The sequence below is a fragment of the Thalassococcus profundi genome, assembly GCF_003344785.1.
Taxonomy (GTDB): Bacteria; Pseudomonadota; Alphaproteobacteria; order Rhodobacterales; family Rhodobacteraceae; genus Puniceibacterium; species Puniceibacterium profundi.
The window spans coordinates 101,893-116,586 of the sequence record NZ_QPMK01000008.1; the positions used below are offsets into that span (position 1 = coordinate 101,893).

General features: G+C 63.3%; 14 protein-coding genes and 1 pseudogene. 9 read left to right on the forward strand and 6 right to left on the reverse strand.

Going from position 1 to position 14,694, the window contains the following annotated elements; genetic code table 11:
• Positions 1-127 precede the first annotated feature (127 nt).
• Positions 128-1,330, reverse strand: coding sequence for a LacI family DNA-binding transcriptional regulator (locus DU478_RS12260; protein WP_233501218.1), 1,203 nt, complete (start codon positions 1,328-1,330; stop codon positions 128-130).
• Between the two features lie 60 nt (positions 1,331-1,390).
• On the opposite strand from DU478_RS12260, the gene DU478_RS12265 reads away from it, so the two are divergent.
• The 6 genes and pseudogenes from DU478_RS12265 to DU478_RS12290 form a co-directional block, all read left to right on the forward strand.
• Complete coding sequence (locus DU478_RS12265) at positions 1,391-2,440, forward strand: ABC transporter substrate-binding protein (protein WP_114511257.1); 1,050 nt, start codon at positions 1,391-1,393, stop codon at positions 2,438-2,440.
• 63 nt (positions 2,441-2,503) lie between these two features.
• A complete protein-coding gene (locus tag DU478_RS12270) occupies positions 2,504-3,304 on the forward strand; it encodes an ATP-binding cassette domain-containing protein (RefSeq protein WP_114511258.1) in 801 nt (266 codons plus the stop codon).
• Between the two features lies 1 nt (position 3,305).
• On the forward strand, positions 3,306-4,556 hold the full coding sequence (locus DU478_RS12275; RefSeq protein WP_114511259.1) for a sugar ABC transporter permease: 1,251 nt from the start codon (positions 3,306-3,308) through the stop codon (positions 4,554-4,556).
• A 21-nt stretch (positions 4,557-4,577) separates the two neighbouring features.
• Entirely contained in the window at positions 4,578-5,306 is a 729-nt protein-coding gene (locus DU478_RS12280; RefSeq protein ID WP_114511260.1) for an SDR family oxidoreductase, read from the forward strand.
• 27 nt (positions 5,307-5,333) lie between these two features.
• Complete coding sequence (locus tag DU478_RS12285) at positions 5,334-6,968, forward strand: FGGY-family carbohydrate kinase (RefSeq protein WP_114511261.1); 1,635 nt, start codon at positions 5,334-5,336, stop codon at positions 6,966-6,968.
• Between the two features lie 46 nt (positions 6,969-7,014).
• Positions 7,015-7,248 (forward strand): annotated as a pseudogene (locus tag DU478_RS12290) (glycerophosphodiester phosphodiesterase family protein); the annotation flags it as partial.
• A 36-nt stretch (positions 7,249-7,284) separates the two neighbouring features.
• Here the strand turns inward: DU478_RS12290 and DU478_RS12295 are convergent.
• From DU478_RS12295 to phnD, 5 genes are read right to left on the reverse strand one after another with little or no spacing between them, the layout of a single operon-like run.
• Positions 7,285-8,193: an HAD-IIA family hydrolase gene (locus DU478_RS12295; protein WP_114511262.1), complete on the reverse strand. Its 909-nt coding sequence runs from the start codon at positions 8,191-8,193 to the stop codon at positions 7,285-7,287.
• Entirely contained in the window at positions 8,190-8,999 is an 810-nt protein-coding gene (gene phnE, locus DU478_RS12300; protein WP_114511263.1) for a phosphonate ABC transporter, permease protein PhnE, read from the reverse strand. Before phnE (DU478_RS12300) ends, DU478_RS12295 begins: the two co-directional genes overlap by 4 nt.
• Positions 8,996-9,790 carry a phosphonate ABC transporter, permease protein PhnE gene (gene phnE, locus DU478_RS12305; protein WP_114511264.1) on the reverse strand — a complete coding sequence of 265 codons (795 nt, stop codon included), beginning with the start codon at positions 9,788-9,790 and terminating at the stop codon, positions 8,996-8,998. Before phnE (DU478_RS12305) ends, phnE (DU478_RS12300) begins: the two co-directional genes overlap by 4 nt.
• Entirely contained in the window at positions 9,787-10,563 is a 777-nt protein-coding gene (phnC, locus tag DU478_RS12310; protein ID WP_114511265.1) for a phosphonate ABC transporter ATP-binding protein, read from the reverse strand. The genes phnE (DU478_RS12305) and phnC overlap by 4 nt, the downstream gene beginning before the upstream one ends.
• 54 nt (positions 10,564-10,617) lie before the next feature.
• Positions 10,618-11,601 carry a phosphate/phosphite/phosphonate ABC transporter substrate-binding protein gene (phnD, locus tag DU478_RS12315; protein WP_114511266.1) on the reverse strand — a complete coding sequence of 328 codons (984 nt, stop codon included), beginning with the start codon at positions 11,599-11,601 and terminating at the stop codon, positions 10,618-10,620.
• A 50-nt stretch (positions 11,602-11,651) separates the two neighbouring features.
• Between phnD and DU478_RS12320 the strand changes: the two genes are divergently transcribed.
• Genes DU478_RS12320 through DU478_RS12330 form a run of 3 tightly spaced genes read left to right on the forward strand, consistent with a single transcriptional unit; the run spans position 11,652 to position 14,622 of the window.
• Positions 11,652-12,587, forward strand: coding sequence for a DeoR/GlpR family DNA-binding transcription regulator (locus DU478_RS12320; RefSeq protein WP_233501219.1), 936 nt, complete (start codon positions 11,652-11,654; stop codon positions 12,585-12,587).
• Positions 12,588-12,636: 49 nt separating this feature from the next.
• Positions 12,637-13,113, forward strand: coding sequence for an NUDIX hydrolase (locus DU478_RS12325; protein ID WP_114511316.1), 477 nt, complete (start codon positions 12,637-12,639; stop codon positions 13,111-13,113).
• Positions 13,114-13,140: 27 nt separating this feature from the next.
• Positions 13,141-14,622 carry an inorganic phosphate transporter gene (locus DU478_RS12330; protein WP_114511268.1) on the forward strand — a complete coding sequence of 494 codons (1,482 nt, stop codon included), beginning with the start codon at positions 13,141-13,143 and terminating at the stop codon, positions 14,620-14,622.
• Positions 14,623-14,694 lie beyond the last annotated feature (72 nt).

The following is a 14,694-nucleotide window of genomic DNA, read 5'->3' on the forward strand; positions in this document are numbered from 1 at the left end:
TTTCAGCTGAAAAGAAGGCTGCCATGCAACAGCAAACCTCTGAGGTTCGTCACGGCCTCATCGCTCGAATTGGTACTTTCCAGAGCTTGGCGGCTTTCCAACGCTTTAAAAATCAGTGTCGACCTGCTCACTTGCCCGATCGCACGGGTCTGAAGATACACGGAACAAGCACGGGATCCGTTGACTTCGCGTCGATCTCGATCAGATCGAAAGTCTTGTCCAGCATTGTTTCGAAATCTTGCTGCATCATGCCGACGTTCCCGGGCAGGAATTCTCCGAACGGATCCCAGTCGAAACATCCGAAGCGGATCAGGTTCGACTTTGCCGGCGCCTGATTCCGATACCAACGCATCGCCCCTTCGAGCGAGATCGTCGAATTGATGAACAGTCCGGCCGGTCCCATGATTTTGCATGACATCAGGGCGTTCTCTGAATTTTCCGCGGAATACCCCAGCGCCAGAACCGTCGCCTTCTCCGGATCGATCCCACGGCTTTTCTGCGCATCGATGAAGCCGCGCAGGCGTTCTGCCGTGTTGTGATCGCTGAGCCGTCCGCCAACGAAGGTCAGCGGCCCCTGCCAGTCGAGATCCTCCTGGCACCTGTCCAGCAACACGCGGGTAAGTTCCATGGCACCCGCATAGTTGTCTGAGATCACCGAAGGCGCACCTGCGCCGGGCAGGTCGAGGTTGATTGACCGGACCCCGGCCGCCTGGCAGATCTGTGTAATGCGCTCGGGGTCGGTGGCACCCGTCGCGATCAGAGTTTCGACCTGGTAGGAAATCAGCTCTTTCGCGGCCTCGACCTCCAGCGCCGGGTCACGCTGGGTGCAGGTGACGACTGGGAACAGACCTTGCGCACGGGCGCGAGCCTCGAAATGTTCTGCGATGGCGCCGAAGTAGCGGTTGTCGTATTTCGGGATGATCATGCCGATGATGTTCGACCGCGCCCGTCGGAGGACGCTGGCCTGGATATTCGTCGTGTATCCCCGCTCTTCTGCGATCCGCGAGATCCGGTCGGCCAGCTTCACGCTGATTCGACGTTTTTTCCACGTGCCGTTGAGAACAGAACTGACGGCGCTGGGCGATGTGCCCGCGAGGGTGGCGATGTCGTAAATCGTTGGCCGCTTTGAGACTTCGCCGCTGTCGTCTGCCACCGTCAGTGCCTCGCTCTGCTGTCCGTCATCGAAAGTCTTGACAGGAAAATCCGTCGCTGACAATGTTTGCTCAATCGATTGTGCAAACTTGCGCAATCGATCGTGCATGTGAAAGTCGCGCTTGGAGGAGGGCGGCGGGCAGATCCGTGATCCGAACCGGGCAGGGCGCGCCGGCATCAGAGTTGCGCCTGGCCCGACGTCGACTTTCAACGCATCAACAATGTGGAGGAAAAACGCATGACCAAGACAAATCTTATGGCCGCTGCATCCGCGATGGGCCTCGGCTGCTTCGCAGTGCCTGCTTTCGCGCAGGACGCGGCAACTGTCGCCTTCCTGATGCCCGACCAGGCATCGACCCGGTACGAGGAACACGACTGGCCCGGCTTCCAGGCCGCCATGGGCGAGCTTTGCCCCGACTGCACCCTGATCTATCAGAACGGCAATGCCGACGTTGCGCTGCAGCAGCAACAGTTCAATTCGGTGATCGCGCAGGGCGCGTCGATCATCGTGCTGGATCCGGTGGATTCCTCCGCGGCGGCGGCGCTGGTGCAGATCGCGCAGTCGCAGGACGTCAAGGTCATCGCATACGACCGCCCCGTTCCGGACGTCCCGGCGGATTACTACGTGTCGTTCGACAACGAGGGCATCGGCTATGCCATCGCCCAGTCGCTGGTCGAGCATCTGCAGGCTGAGGGCGTTCCGGAAGGCTCCGGCGTGCTGCAGATCAACGGCTCACCGACCGATGCCGCAGCCGGTCTCATCCGGGATGGCATCGACCAGTCGCTGGACGCTTCCCAATACGAGACCCTGTCGGAATTCGACACGCCAGACTGGGCCCCGCCGCGAGCTCAGGAATGGGCGGCGGGCCAGATCACCCGGTTCGGAGATCAGATCACAGGCATCGTCGCCGCCAACGACGGCACCGCCGGCGGCGCCATCGCCGCACTGAAGGCCGCGGGCGTAGAGCCGATCCCGCCGGTGACAGGCAACGACGCCACCATCGCGGCGCTTCAGCGCATCATCGCGGGCGACCAGTACAACACGATCTCGAAGCCGTCGGAAATCGTGGCGAAAGCCGCGGCAGAAGTCGCAGCGACTTTCCTCAAGGGCGAAACCCCGGAGGCCAAGACCACGCTCTACGACACGCCCTCCGAGCTTTTCGTCCCTGCGGTCGTGACTCGCGACAACATCAAGGCGGAAATCTTCGACACCGGGATCCAGACCACGGACGAGGTCTGCACGTCCGAATATGTCGACGCCTGCCGTGAACTCGGGCTCATCGACTGACGAGGATCGGCGCGGCGACCTCGATCGCCGCGCCGAAACGCCTTTGGGAGGAGGATTTCAGGAATGAACCGGGCCAGTCAGAGCCGCGATAACGGAGAGCTCATTCTCCGGCTGCGCGGCATTTCCAAGCAATTCGGTGCGGTGACCGCGCTGGAAGATATCCAGCTCGACGTGCACGCGGGCGAAGTCGTGGCGCTTGTCGGGGACAACGGTGCGGGCAAGTCCACGCTGGTCAAGACGCTGGCCGGGGTACACCAGCCCACCGCAGGAGCCATCGAGTATCTCGGCAAACCGGTCACGCTCGACACGCCGGGCAAGGCGCTCGAGATGGGCATCGCCACGGTGTTCCAGGATCTGTCGCTCTGCGAAAACCTCGACGTGGTGGCCAACCTGTTCCTCGGTCACGAGTTGAACCCCTGGCGCCTGGACGAAGTGCAGATGGAGGTCCGCGCCTGGACGCTGCTGCAGGAACTCGCCGCCCGCATCCCGTCGGTCCGCGAACCCATCGCCTCGCTTTCGGGCGGACAGCGGCAGACGGTTGCCATCGCGCGTTCACTGCTGCTTGACCCGCAGATCATCATGCTGGACGAACCGACCGCGGCGCTGGGTGTCGCGCAGACGGCCGAGGTGCTCAACCTGATCGAACGGGTGCGTGAGCGCGGTCACGGCGTGATCCTGATCTCGCACAACATGGAAGACGTCCGCGCCGTCGCCGACCGCATCGTCGTGCTGCGCCTTGGCCGCAACAACGGCGTCTTCACGCCGGAAAACACCCATGAGGAACTCGTCGCCGCAATCACCGGCGCCACCGAGAATTCGGTATCGCGCCGCTCCGCGCGCAAGCTCGAAACGCAGGGGGAATGACATGACCCAAGACACCAAATCCCCCACCGCCCAGTTGGACAGAGCCGACACGCGCGTCCGTCACGACGAAGGCATCACGGGCGAGATCCGCGCTTTCATCGACCGGGTGCGGTCGGGCGATCTCGGCATGTTGCCGGTGATCGTCGGGCTTCTGCTGATTTCCACCGTGTTCAGCACGTTGAACCCGGTCTTCCTCGCGCCCAACAACCTCGTGAACCTGCTCTTCGATGCGGCCGCGGTCGGCTTCATCTCTCTCGGCGTGGTCTGCGTGCTACTGTTGGGCGAGATCGACCTGTCCATCGGATCGATGAGCGGCCTAGCTTCCGCCGTGATCGGCGTGCTCTGGGTCAACACCGGCCTGCCGCTGCCGCTGGCCATCGCCGGTGCCTTGCTGGCCGGCGCGTTGACCGGCTTCGTCTACGGCAGCCTGCGCAACCGTTTCGAGATGCCGAGCTTCGTGGCCACCCTTGCCGGTCTTCTGGCGCTTCTGGGGATGCAGCTTTACATTCTCGGTCCAACCGGGTCGATCAACCTGCCGTTCACCTCGGGCCTCGTGCGCTTTGGCCAGATCATGATCATCCCGGCCTGGCTGTCCTATGCTTTGGCACTCGTGCCCGGCGCGATAATCATCTTCGGCGGCCTCAAGACCATTCAGCAGCGCAGCGCCGCCAACCTGTCGTCGGGTGGAATGACGGTGGTCCTGGTGAAGGCGGCCATCCTGACCGCGGCCCTGCTCTTCATCGTGTTCTACCTCGAACAGGGGCGCGGCGTGCCGTGGATGTTCGGTGTCTTCGTGCTCTTCGTGGTGATCCTCGACTACGCGCTGACCCGGACGCAATGGGGCCGGTCGATGTTCGCGGTCGGCGGCAATGCCGAGGCGGCCCGGCGGGCGGGCATCAACGTGCGGCGCATCCGCTTGTCGGCCTTCGTCCTGTGTTCGACCTTTGCGGCACTCGGTGGCGTGTTCTCTGCCGCGCGGCTTGCCTCGGCCAGCCAGCAGGCGGGCACCGGCGACGTGAATCTCAACGCCATCGCCGCGGCGGTCATCGGCGGCACGTCGCTTTTCGGCGGACGCGGGTCTGCATGGTCCGCGCTGCTGGGCGTGCTGGTCATCATGGCGATCTCGAATGGCCTGACTTTGCTCAATCTCAGCTCGTCGCTGCGCTACATGATCACCGGCGCCGTCCTTGCCATCGCCGTCATCGTCGACTCGCTTGCGCGCCGCTCGCGTGCCAGCCACGGCCGCGCCTGAACCGGAAAGGGAGGAAACCCAATGGCACAATCTCTTGCAGGCAAAACCGCGGCCATCACCGGCGCCGCCTCGGGCATCGGTCTCGAATGTGCGCGGGCGTTGCTGGAGCAGGGCTGTAACGTGGTTCTGATCGACCGCGCCGAAGACCGGCTGACCGCGCTTTGCGACGAGTTGGGACAGAACGCTCATCCGCTTGTGCTCGATCTCTTCGACGGGGCGGCGGTGTCGGACATGGTGCCTCGGATCGAGGCGCTGGCCGGCCCTCTGGACATCTTCCACGCCAACGCGGGCGCCTATGTCGGCGGCCCGGCGGCAGAGGGCGATCCGGACGTCTGGGACAAGGTCCTGACGCTCAACATCAACGCCGCCTTCCGCTGCGTGCGGGCCGTTCTGCCCGGGATGATCGAACGAAAGTCCGGCGACGTGATCTTCACCAGCTCGGTCGCGGGCGTCACACCCGTCGTATGGGAGCCGATCTACACCGCTTCCAAATATGCGGTGCAAGCGTTCCTGCACGCGACGCGGCGGCAGGTCAGCGAACACGGCATCCGCATGGGCGCCGTTCTTCCCGGCCCCGTGGTGACCGCGCTCCTCGACGACTGGCCCAAGGCCAAGATGGAAGAGGCGCTGGCCAACGGGTCGCTCATGCAGCCACGCGAGGTTGCCGAGGCCGTCGTCTTCATGCTGACCCGGCCGCCCGGCGTCGTGATCCGGGATCTCGTGATCCTGCCCAACAGCGTCGATCTGTGATCGCCACACCGCGACAGGAGGAACGACATGACCGAAAAGGCTGAAGGTTATCTCATCGGGATCGACGTGGGCACCGGCAGCGCCCGTGCCGGGGTGTTCACCGCAACGGGCCGGATGGTTGGTACGGACAAATGCGCCATCGCGATCCACCGCGAAGGTGGCGTGATCGTGGAGCAGTCTGGCGAAGACATCTGGCAAGCAGTCGTCCGGGCCGTACGCGGCGCGGTGGCGGACGCCGGGGTTGCGCCTGAGCAGGTCCGCGGCATCGGGGTCGACGCGACCTGTTCGCTGGTCGTGCTCGGCGCGGACAGGGAGCCGCTCCCGGTTGGGGACCCGTCTCATCCGGAGCGCAATGTCATCGTCTGGATGGACCATCGCGCCGTGGATCAGGCGGAGCGCATCAACACCATCGGTCACCGCGTGCTCGACTACGTCGGGGGCCGCATCTCGCCCGAGATGGAAACCCCCAAGCTTCTGTGGCTCAAGGAGAACCGGCCTGACGTATACGCCCGGGCCTGGCAGTTCATGGACCTGACGGACTTCCTGACATGGCGGGCGACCGGCGATCTGTCCCGGTCGATCTGCACCGTGACATGTAAGTGGACCTACATGGCACACGAAAGGTCGTGGGACCGAAGCTATTTCGAGGCAATCGGCCTGGCTGATCTGGCAGATGACGGATTTCAAAGAATTGGAAAGACGGTCGTCGATCCCGGCGCTACATTGGGAACGGGGCTGACTGAAGACGCGGCGGATGCGCTCGGACTTCGATCCGGCACGGCTGTCGCTGCCGGGCTGATCGATGCCCATGCCGGCGGCATCGGCTCGGTCGGAGCGCGGGACGGTGGCGGTGCGGAAGCCAATCTTGCCTATGTCTTCGGGACATCCTCCTGCACCATGACCACAACGCGTGAACCAGTCTTCGTTCCGGGAGTCTGGGGGCCGTACTTTTCCGCGATGATACCAGGTATGTGGCTCAATGAAGGCGGACAGTCGGCCGCCGGCGCCGCGATCGATCATTTGATCGAATTCCACCCCATTTACGCCGAGGCGCATGCGGAAGCATCGCGGGACAATCAATCGCTTCCGGCCTGGCTGGCGCAACGGGCTGAAATGAAGCTCGCCGGGGACCGCAACGTCGCCCGTTTGGCCGGGGGGCTTTACGTCGTGCCGGAATTCCTGGGTAATCGAGCGCCCTATGCCGATCCGCACACGCGAGCCGTGATCGCGGGCCTGGGCATGGAAAGAGACCTCGACAGTCTTCTGGCCCTCTACATAGCTGGACTGTGCGGGATCGGTTACGGCCTGCGCCAGATCCTTCACGCCCAGGCCGAAAAAGGCGCGAAGGTCGACCGTGTGGTTCTGAGCGGTGGCGCCGGGAAGAGTGACCTCGTGCGACAACTCCTGGCCGACGCGGCCGGGGTCGAACTGTCGATCCCGGCCGCCGAAGAGCCTGTGCTTCTCGGATCGGCGATTCTTGGCAGCATGGCTGCCGGAATTCACGAGGATATCGAGACCGCGATGGGAGAAATGTCCGCCTTTGCCAAGGTGTTCCGCCCGCAAGTAGGCGACGTCAGAGCCCTCCATGAAAAACGGTATCAAGTGTTCAAGAAATTCCAGTCCGCCGCTCGCCAAGCCGCAAAACTTCAGGAGCTTGATTGAACCGCCCCGGGTTTACCGGAGAGTGAAATTCTCAAGGGATGAGCCCTATGACGAAGAGGCGAAGGCCGCGGGGTTGAACATCATCTCATGGTCGCTCGAGCGCTCTGGCCCTCTCGCGGGGGGCGGCGGCTGGTATTTCCAGTCGGTGAATAACGCGATCGGCAGCGACGGCGACTACCTGCGCGTGCTCGATGTGCTGGCTCAGGATGTCGGGATCGTCGGCATGTTCTCGGACTGGCCTGCGACGGTGACCTTCTACGCAAATTGCATGGATCTTTGACGCAATTCCCTGCGGCGGGCATGGCTTGCCGCGGGATCAAATCCGGTGCATGACGAAATCCGGCACGATGCCGGACGTCTCGATTGCCTCGCCAACGTCAAGCCCCGACAGCGATCCGTCCGCGGTCACGAGCGCCGTAGCAAAGCCCATATGCGCGCCGCCGAGAATGTCCGTGTGCAGCGTGTCGCCGACCATCAGCACCCGCGAGGGCTTACTGGCAAGGCGCGCGAGGGCAAGGTCGAAGATTCCGGGGAACGGCTTGCCGACGAACTCGGGCGTGACGCCGGCCTCATCGACGAGCCGATGCGCAAAATAGCCTGGCTCTTGCGTCAGACCGCCTTCGCGCGGCGCGACCAAGTCAGGGTTTCCGATGCAGACCGGGCGCGGGTGCGCACGCAATGAAGCAGTTAGAAGCGCTTGCCGCGCCTCGGTCCAGCCGTCCGCTCCGATCAGCAGAAAGCCTTCGGCCCGGTCGTATTCCTCGCGGAAGTCCCCGAGATAGACGATGTCGTGTGCAAGCAGTTCGTCGTCCCCGGGCTCTTGCGTGAGCATAACGCCCCAGCGGCGCGGCGGCGCCGTGGCCAGTTCCGCGAGCAGTGCCTCGCGGCTGGTCACAACCTCGGCAGGTGAGAAATCGAACCCGAGCTTTGCATAGCGGTGCATCATGCGCCGCTTGGGATAGCCGGCCGAGTTCGAGACGACCATCAGCGGCTTGCCCTGTTCCCGAAGGTTCGCGATGCGCTTGGCCGCACCCGGAATCGGCGTCTCGCCCACGTTCAGCACGCCGTAGGCATCAAGCAGGATCAGGTCGAATTCGGCGGCGATCTCACCCAGGTTCCCGACTGCATGACATCTCTGCGGGAACCGCGCCTCGGGAAGGCGCGGGCGCACCCGTTGATAAGCCTCGAAGGCGCGCGCCGGGTCGGTCGCGGTCAGGACGCTCACAGGATACGGCGCCGCAGGAAGGCCGAGACCACCTCTCCGAGGATGACAAGCACGAGGATGGCCAGCAGGACCGTCGCCGCCTCTGGCCAGTTGAACGTGTCGATCGCGCCCTGAAGGATGATGCCGATGCCGCCCGCGCCGACGAGGCCGAGCACGGTCGACTCGCGCAGGTTGATGTCCCAGCGCAGGATCGCCACCGCCCAGAACGTCGGCATCACCTGCGGCACGATAGCGTAGGCGATGACCTTGAAGCGCGACGCACCGGTGGCTTCGAGCGCCTCGACGGGGCGCTTGTCGATCTCCTCGATCGCTTCGCCGAGCAATTTGCCGATGAAGCCGATCGAGCGGAACATGATCGCGATGATGCCCGCGACGACGCCGGGGCCGAAGATCGCCACGAACAGTAGCGCCCAGATGATGGTGTTGACCGACCGCGAGGTCACGAGGATCAGCCGCCCGAGCCAGAGCGTTGCGCGGTTGGGCGTGGTGTTCTGCGCGGCGAGATAGGCGACGGGCAAAGACATCAGCACCGCGAAGGCGGTGGCGAAGGTCGCGATGTTCACCGTCTCCCACAGCACCCTAAGGATCGTGGCGAGGTTGGTGGCATCGGGCGGATACATCCGCTCGAACAGGTCGCCCATCTGGCTCGGCGCGTCCCAGACCCAGGCCCAGACTACCTCGATCGACGAGATCGACCAGGCGATTGCCAGCGCGCAGACCGCGAAGATCGCAAAGCGCTGCCATTTCTGCTTGGACGAAAAGCGGCTCCAGTCCTCGCGCCCGAACTGTTCGGAAATGCTTGTCATCCGATGCGCTTCCTGATCATGCCGCTGATACCTTCCGAGATGAGGATCACGCCCACGATCACGATGGTGATGGCGAGGGCGAAGTCGTAGTCATAGCGCCCGAAGGCGTTGGCGAGGGTGGCGCCGATGCCGCCTGCACCGACGATGCCGACGACCGCCGAGGCGCGCAGGTTGCTGTCGAGCTGGTAGATCGTCAGGCCAATTTGGCGCGGCATGATCTGCGGGAAGATCGCGTAGAAGATGGTCGAAAAAAATGGTGCCCCGGCGGCCTTCATGGCCTCGACCTGGCCGAAGTCGATCTCCTCGATCCGCTCGGCCAGCATCTTGGCGACGAAGCCGATGGAATAGACCACCAGTGTCAGCACGCCCGCGAACGGGCCGAATCCAACGGCCTTCACGAAGATGATCGCGACGATCACCGGATGGAAGCTGCGCGCAACGATGATGATGAAGCGCCCAAGATAGTAAATTGGCAACGGAGCCACGTTGCGTGCGGCCATGAAGGCGATGGGAATCGACAGGAGCACCCCGCCGGTGGTGGCGAGTATGGCGATCTTGAGGCTCTCGAGAAAGCCGTCGATCAGGAGGCCGCTGCGCTCGAAGCTCGGTGGGAAAGCCCCGCCGAAGATGCGCCCCGCGCGGCCGAACCCGTCCGCGACGCGGGCCCAGTCGATGGGCATGGTCGCACCGACCCAGAGGAAGTAGCCGAGCGCGCCGAGATACACCGCCCAGCGGATCGCGGGGTTCGCGATGAAAGGTGGCTTTTTCCAGGTGTCGCGCGCCTCGCTCATGACGCCGCCTTCAGGTCTTCGCTGCGGTCGGCATGCGGGCTGCCGGAATAGATACTGTCCATCGCTTCCTGGTCGAGGCTGGCAGGTTTGTCGTCGAAGATGATCCGGCCGTAACGCATACCGACGATCCGGTCGGTGTATTCCTTGGCCTCGGTCACGTTATGGATGTTGATGAGTACCGGCAGCTTCAGCTCTCCGGCGAGGTCACGCAGCAGTCCCATGATCTGCTCGGAGGTCTTGGGGTCGAGCGAAGCGGTCGGCTCGTCGGCCAGCAGGATCTCGGGATCCTGCATCAGCGCGCGCACGACGCCCACCCGCTGGCGCTCGCCGCCCGAGAGTTGGTCTGCGCGGGTATTGGCGTATTGGGCGATGCCCACCCGCTCCATCAACTCGTAGGCGCGGCGGATGTCCTCTTTTGGATAACGCCGCATGATCGCCGCCCAGGTCGAGATGTAACCGAGCCGCCCGGACTGGACGTTCTCCATCACCGTGAGGCGGTCGACGAGGTTGAAACCCTGAAAGACCATGCCGATCTTGCGCCGCGCCGCGCGGAGGTTCCCGCCACGCAGCTTCGTCAGTTCGGTGCCGTTGAGCTCGATCGAACCCGAGGTGGGCTCCACCAGCCGATTGATGCAGCGCAAGAGAGTCGACTTGCCCGCACCAGACGAGCCGATGATGGACACGACGCTTTCGCCCTCGATGGTCAGGTCGAGGTTCTTCAGGACCGGGTCGCCGCTGCCGTAGCGTTTGACGAGGTCGGTTATCTTCAGCATGGGATGCTCCGTTGTCGGACCGGCGCACGACTGCGCCGGTCCGGTAAGTGCGAGTTATTCCGCCGCGAGGCCCTCGGGGGTGTATTCGACGCCGTTCGCGCTCTGGATCTGACGGATCACCGCCCACTGGTCCTCGTAGGTGATAGGCACGAACTTGGACACGCCAGCGAACTCCTCACCTAGTGCTGTGCCTTCGAAATCGAAGCTGAAGAACGCCTCTTCGATGCTCTCCTTCAGCTCGGGCGCGAGGTTGTGCGCATAGGCGTAGGAGGTCGTCGGGAAGGGCTCGCTTTCCCAGACGATACGGACCTCCTCGGGATCGTAGAGGCCGCGATCGGCCATCCGCTCGACCACTTCCGAGGCAACCGGCGCAGCATCGTAGTCGCCTGCGACGACGCCCAGCATCGACTGGTCATGGCTGCCCGAGTAGTTAACCTCGTAATCCTCGTCCGGCACGACGCCGAGGTCGGGGAAGAGCGCGCGCGGCGCCTGGTTTCCCGAGTTCGAGGTAGGCGAAGTGTGCGCGACACGCTTGCCGGCCAGATCCGGCATTTCCTGAATGTCGCTGTCGGCTTGAGTGTAGACTTGGAGCGTATAGCCGAAGCGCCCGTCATCGGCTCCCATGATCGCAAAGGGTACAGCTCCTGCGAGGTTCACCGCGAACGGCGTGGGGCCGGTCGAGAAGCCTGCGATGTGCAGGCGGCCAGAGCGCATGGCCTCAACCTCGGCCGAGTTGGACTGGACCGCGAAGAACTGAACGTCCTTGCCGGTCGACTCCTCCAGATGTTCGATGAACGGCGTCCAGATGTCTTCGTAGATCGCCGGGTCTTCGACGGGTGTGTAAGCGAAGACCAGCGTATCGGGATTGCGAAGCTGGCTTTCATCTTCCGGCGCGTCGGCGACGAGGTCGCCGTTCGCATCGCAATATTGCTCGTCGAGTTGACCGCGGTTCTCGCAGCTGTCTTGCGCGAAAGCGGTCGACGCCGTAAGCGCCAGCGCGGCAAGCGCCGTCGTTCCGAAGATCGTGTCCTTGGGCATGTCAGTAATCCTCCCGTTTCAGTCGGTGTGTCGCCTCCACGACACATTATGTGGATGACAGCATCGAAAATTGGGATATGCAACATACTTCATTCCAAATTCTGCGATTTTTGCTTATTCACCATGATGAAAATTGGCGTAGAGCAAGTTCCGTGATCGAAGCCCTGGAACCGAGACGACTGAAAAAGGTAGAGCGGCGAGAGCAGATTCTGCTCGAGCTCAGGCTCAAGCCGCATGTTCGCGTCAGCGAGCTTGCAAGCCTGTTCGGCGTCACGACCGAGACGGTTCGTCGCGACATGGAAGAGATGAGCGAGGCCGGCCTGCTCAACCGAGCGCATGGCGGTGCTTCAGCGGCTGCACCCGGCATCCACCGCGACATGGACGAGCGCCGCCTTGAACGTGTCGCGGAGCGCGAGAGGCTGGGGCGTTTCGCGGCCAGCCTCGTCTCGGATGGCGAGACGGTCATGATCGACGCCGGGACAACGACGATGGAGTTTGCCCGTTCCCTTGCGTTCGCGGAACGACGCGTGACGGCTATCACGAACTCGCTTCAGGTGGCGATGGTCCTTGGTCAGAGCCAGGCCGCACAAGTGCGCCTCGCACCAGGCAAATACATGCAGCAGGAAGCTGCCGTGATTGGCACGGAAACCTGTGATTATCTTTCGGGCTTCAACGTAGACGCCTGCTTTCTGGGGGCCGCGGGTCTGAGCGAGGCCGGTGTGACCGAAGCGGTCGAGGGGTTTGACGCCATCAAGCGAACGATGCTGCGCCAATCCGCGGCCCGACGCTTTCTGATCGACAGCAGCAAGTTCGGTCGCACGTATCTGTTCCGCATCGCCACGTGCGACGAGATCGGAACTTTGGTGACCGACGCTTTGCCTGAAGGCCCACTGGGAACTGCGATACGCGACACTTCAACAGAGATTCTCGTGGCTTCGGCTGGCCCGGTCTGCGTCGGAACGAAAAGGGCGCCGGCACCGCGTTGAAGTCCAAATGTGGAAGATGATAAGCGCTGTCCGGATGCAGAGAATGACGATGCTTAATACGATATGGTCCCAGTTCATAAAGCCGATCCTGAGACGGCCGTCGCGGTATCAGGTCGCCGCCCTGTGCTTTCGCCGCGTGCGGGGTGAGTTTGAGCTTCTGCTCATTACCTCGCTTGAGACGCGCCGCTGGGTCCTTCCGAAAGGCTGGCCCAAGACCGGCTTCGATGCGGGCGGCGTCGCGCTAGAGGAGGCATGGGAAGAGGCTGGCGTGAAGCCTCGTGGAGGCAAGCCGATGAAGATCGGTCGGTATCGCTATGACAAGCGTCTTCGAGGCGGCATACCGGTGCCAACCGACGTCGACGTTTATGCGATCGAGACCGAACTTCTTTACGACGTTTACCCCGAAGCCGGTCGGCGTGAGCGCTGTTGGATGACGCCGCGCGACGCTGCGGCTGCCGTCGACGAGCCGGAACTGCAACGTCTCGTGTCAAATGTCGATAATCTGCTTGTCCTTTCAACTCGATGAGTTCTGTACCCTACGAAGAGATAGAATATGAGCGAGCAGGATAGATCCTACAGCTGGCAGACGCTCGACCGGGACCTCAACCGGCTGTCGCGGCTCGAGGTGGCAACCATGTATGCCGCACGGCCACTCATTGGGGTCGGACTATCGCTTCTTTTCGTTGGCGTCGCTGCAATCGCTGCCGGACTGATCGTCGGCCAGACGCCGGGCGCGCTTTTCGTGGTAGTGGCGGCGGCGTTCGGTGCCTACATGGCACTGAACATCGGCGCCAATGACGTCGCCAACAACATGGGCCCGGCCGTCGGTGCGCGGGCCCTTTCAATGGCCGGCGCCATTGCCATCGCAGCCGTGTGTGAAAGCGCGGGGGCGCTTCTCGCCGGTGGCGACGTGGTGGACACGATTTCCAAGGGGATCGTTGCGCCCGAAAGTCTTGCCGATGGACAGGTGTTCGTCACCGCGATGATGGCGGCGCTGCTTTCTGCCGCGCTTTGGGTAAATCTCGCCACCTTCATCGGCGCGCCGGTCTCGACCACTCATTCCGTCGTCGGAGGGGTCATGGGGGCTGGGATCACCGCTGCGGGTCTCGGCGCAGTCAGCTGGACGACGATGAGCGCGATCGCGGCAAGCTGGGTGATCTCGCCCGCGCTCGGCGGCGTTATTGCCGCAGCGATGCTCGCCTTCATCAAGTGGAGAGTCATCTATGTCGAGGACAAGATCGCCGCGGCCCGGGTTTGGGTGCCGGTCCTCATCGGTCTCATGGCCGCCGCCTTCGCAAGCTATCTCGCGCTGAAGGGCCTGAAACGCGTCATGTCGATCGACCTCCCGACCGCCCTGTTGATCGGAGCCGCAATCGGCGCGCTCTGCACGCTCGTGGCAGTTCCGCTGATCCGCCACCAGGCACAGGGGCTCGAGAACCGTAACCGCTCTCTGAAGGTGCTGTTCCGCATGCCACTCGTCATATCGGCAGCGCTATTGTCCTTCGCACATGGTGCAAACGACGTTGCCAACGCGGTCGGTCCGCTCGCTGCCATCGTTTATGCGCAGGAAACCGGAGGCTCAGCCGCCGAAGTCACGATCCCCGTCTGGGTGATGCTGATCGGAGCGATCGGTATCTCGGTGGGCTTGATGTTGTTCGGACCGAAGCTGATCCGGATGGTCGGCAATCAGATCACCAAGCTGAACCCGATGCGTGCCTATTGCGTCGCGCTATCGGCCGCCGTCACCGTAATCGCGGCCTCGTGGCTCGGTCTTCCCGTCAGCTCGACACATATCGCCGTCGGCGGGGTCTTCGGCGTAGGGTTCTTCCGCGAATGGCACGCGGAACGGCGGGCGCGTATGATCCAGCAAGCGCGCCCGCCGGCGCAACGCGTTCCGAGCGAAGAGCGCCGCCGCCGCAAGCTGGTCCGACGCTCGCACTTTCTTACGATTGCGGCAGCTTGGCTCGTTACCGTTCCGGCGGCAGCGGGGCTTTCGGCGTTGTGCTACCTGGCTCTGTCGTTCTTTCCCGCCTGACACTCACATCGTCACGCTCGAAATGGCGCACTCGGGGACGTCCAGATCACCCTCTGACCGAAACTGTCCGTG

What these genes read in the sequence shown, in the direction of transcription:
- DU478_RS12260 (WP_233501218.1), bottom strand. Translation starts at nt 1,330, where the DNA reads ATGCCGGCGCGCCCTGCCCGGTTCGGATCACGGATCTGCCCGCCGCCC.
- DU478_RS12265 (WP_114511257.1), top strand. Translation starts at nt 1,391, where the DNA reads ATGACCAAGACAAATCTTATGGCCGCTGCATCCGCGATGGGCCTCGGC.
- DU478_RS12270 (WP_114511258.1), top strand. Translation starts at nt 2,504, where the DNA reads ATGAACCGGGCCAGTCAGAGCCGCGATAACGGAGAGCTCATTCTCCGG.
- DU478_RS12275 (WP_114511259.1), top strand. Translation starts at nt 3,306, where the DNA reads ATGACCCAAGACACCAAATCCCCCACCGCCCAGTTGGACAGAGCCGAC.
- DU478_RS12280 (WP_114511260.1), top strand. Translation starts at nt 4,578, where the DNA reads ATGGCACAATCTCTTGCAGGCAAAACCGCGGCCATCACCGGCGCCGCC.
- DU478_RS12285 (WP_114511261.1), top strand. Translation starts at nt 5,334, where the DNA reads ATGACCGAAAAGGCTGAAGGTTATCTCATCGGGATCGACGTGGGCACC.
- phnE (WP_114511263.1), bottom strand. Translation starts at nt 8,999, where the DNA reads ATGACAAGCATTTCCGAACAGTTCGGGCGCGAGGACTGGAGCCGCTTT.
- phnE (WP_114511264.1), bottom strand. Translation starts at nt 9,790, where the DNA reads ATGAGCGAGGCGCGCGACACCTGGAAAAAGCCACCTTTCATCGCGAAC.
- phnC (WP_114511265.1), bottom strand. Translation starts at nt 10,563, where the DNA reads ATGCTGAAGATAACCGACCTCGTCAAACGCTACGGCAGCGGCGACCCG.
- phnD (WP_114511266.1), bottom strand. Translation starts at nt 11,601, where the DNA reads ATGCCCAAGGACACGATCTTCGGAACGACGGCGCTTGCCGCGCTGGCG.
- DU478_RS12325 (WP_114511316.1), top strand. Translation starts at nt 12,637, where the DNA reads ATGCTTAATACGATATGGTCCCAGTTCATAAAGCCGATCCTGAGACGG.
- DU478_RS12330 (WP_114511268.1), top strand. Translation starts at nt 13,141, where the DNA reads ATGAGCGAGCAGGATAGATCCTACAGCTGGCAGACGCTCGACCGGGAC.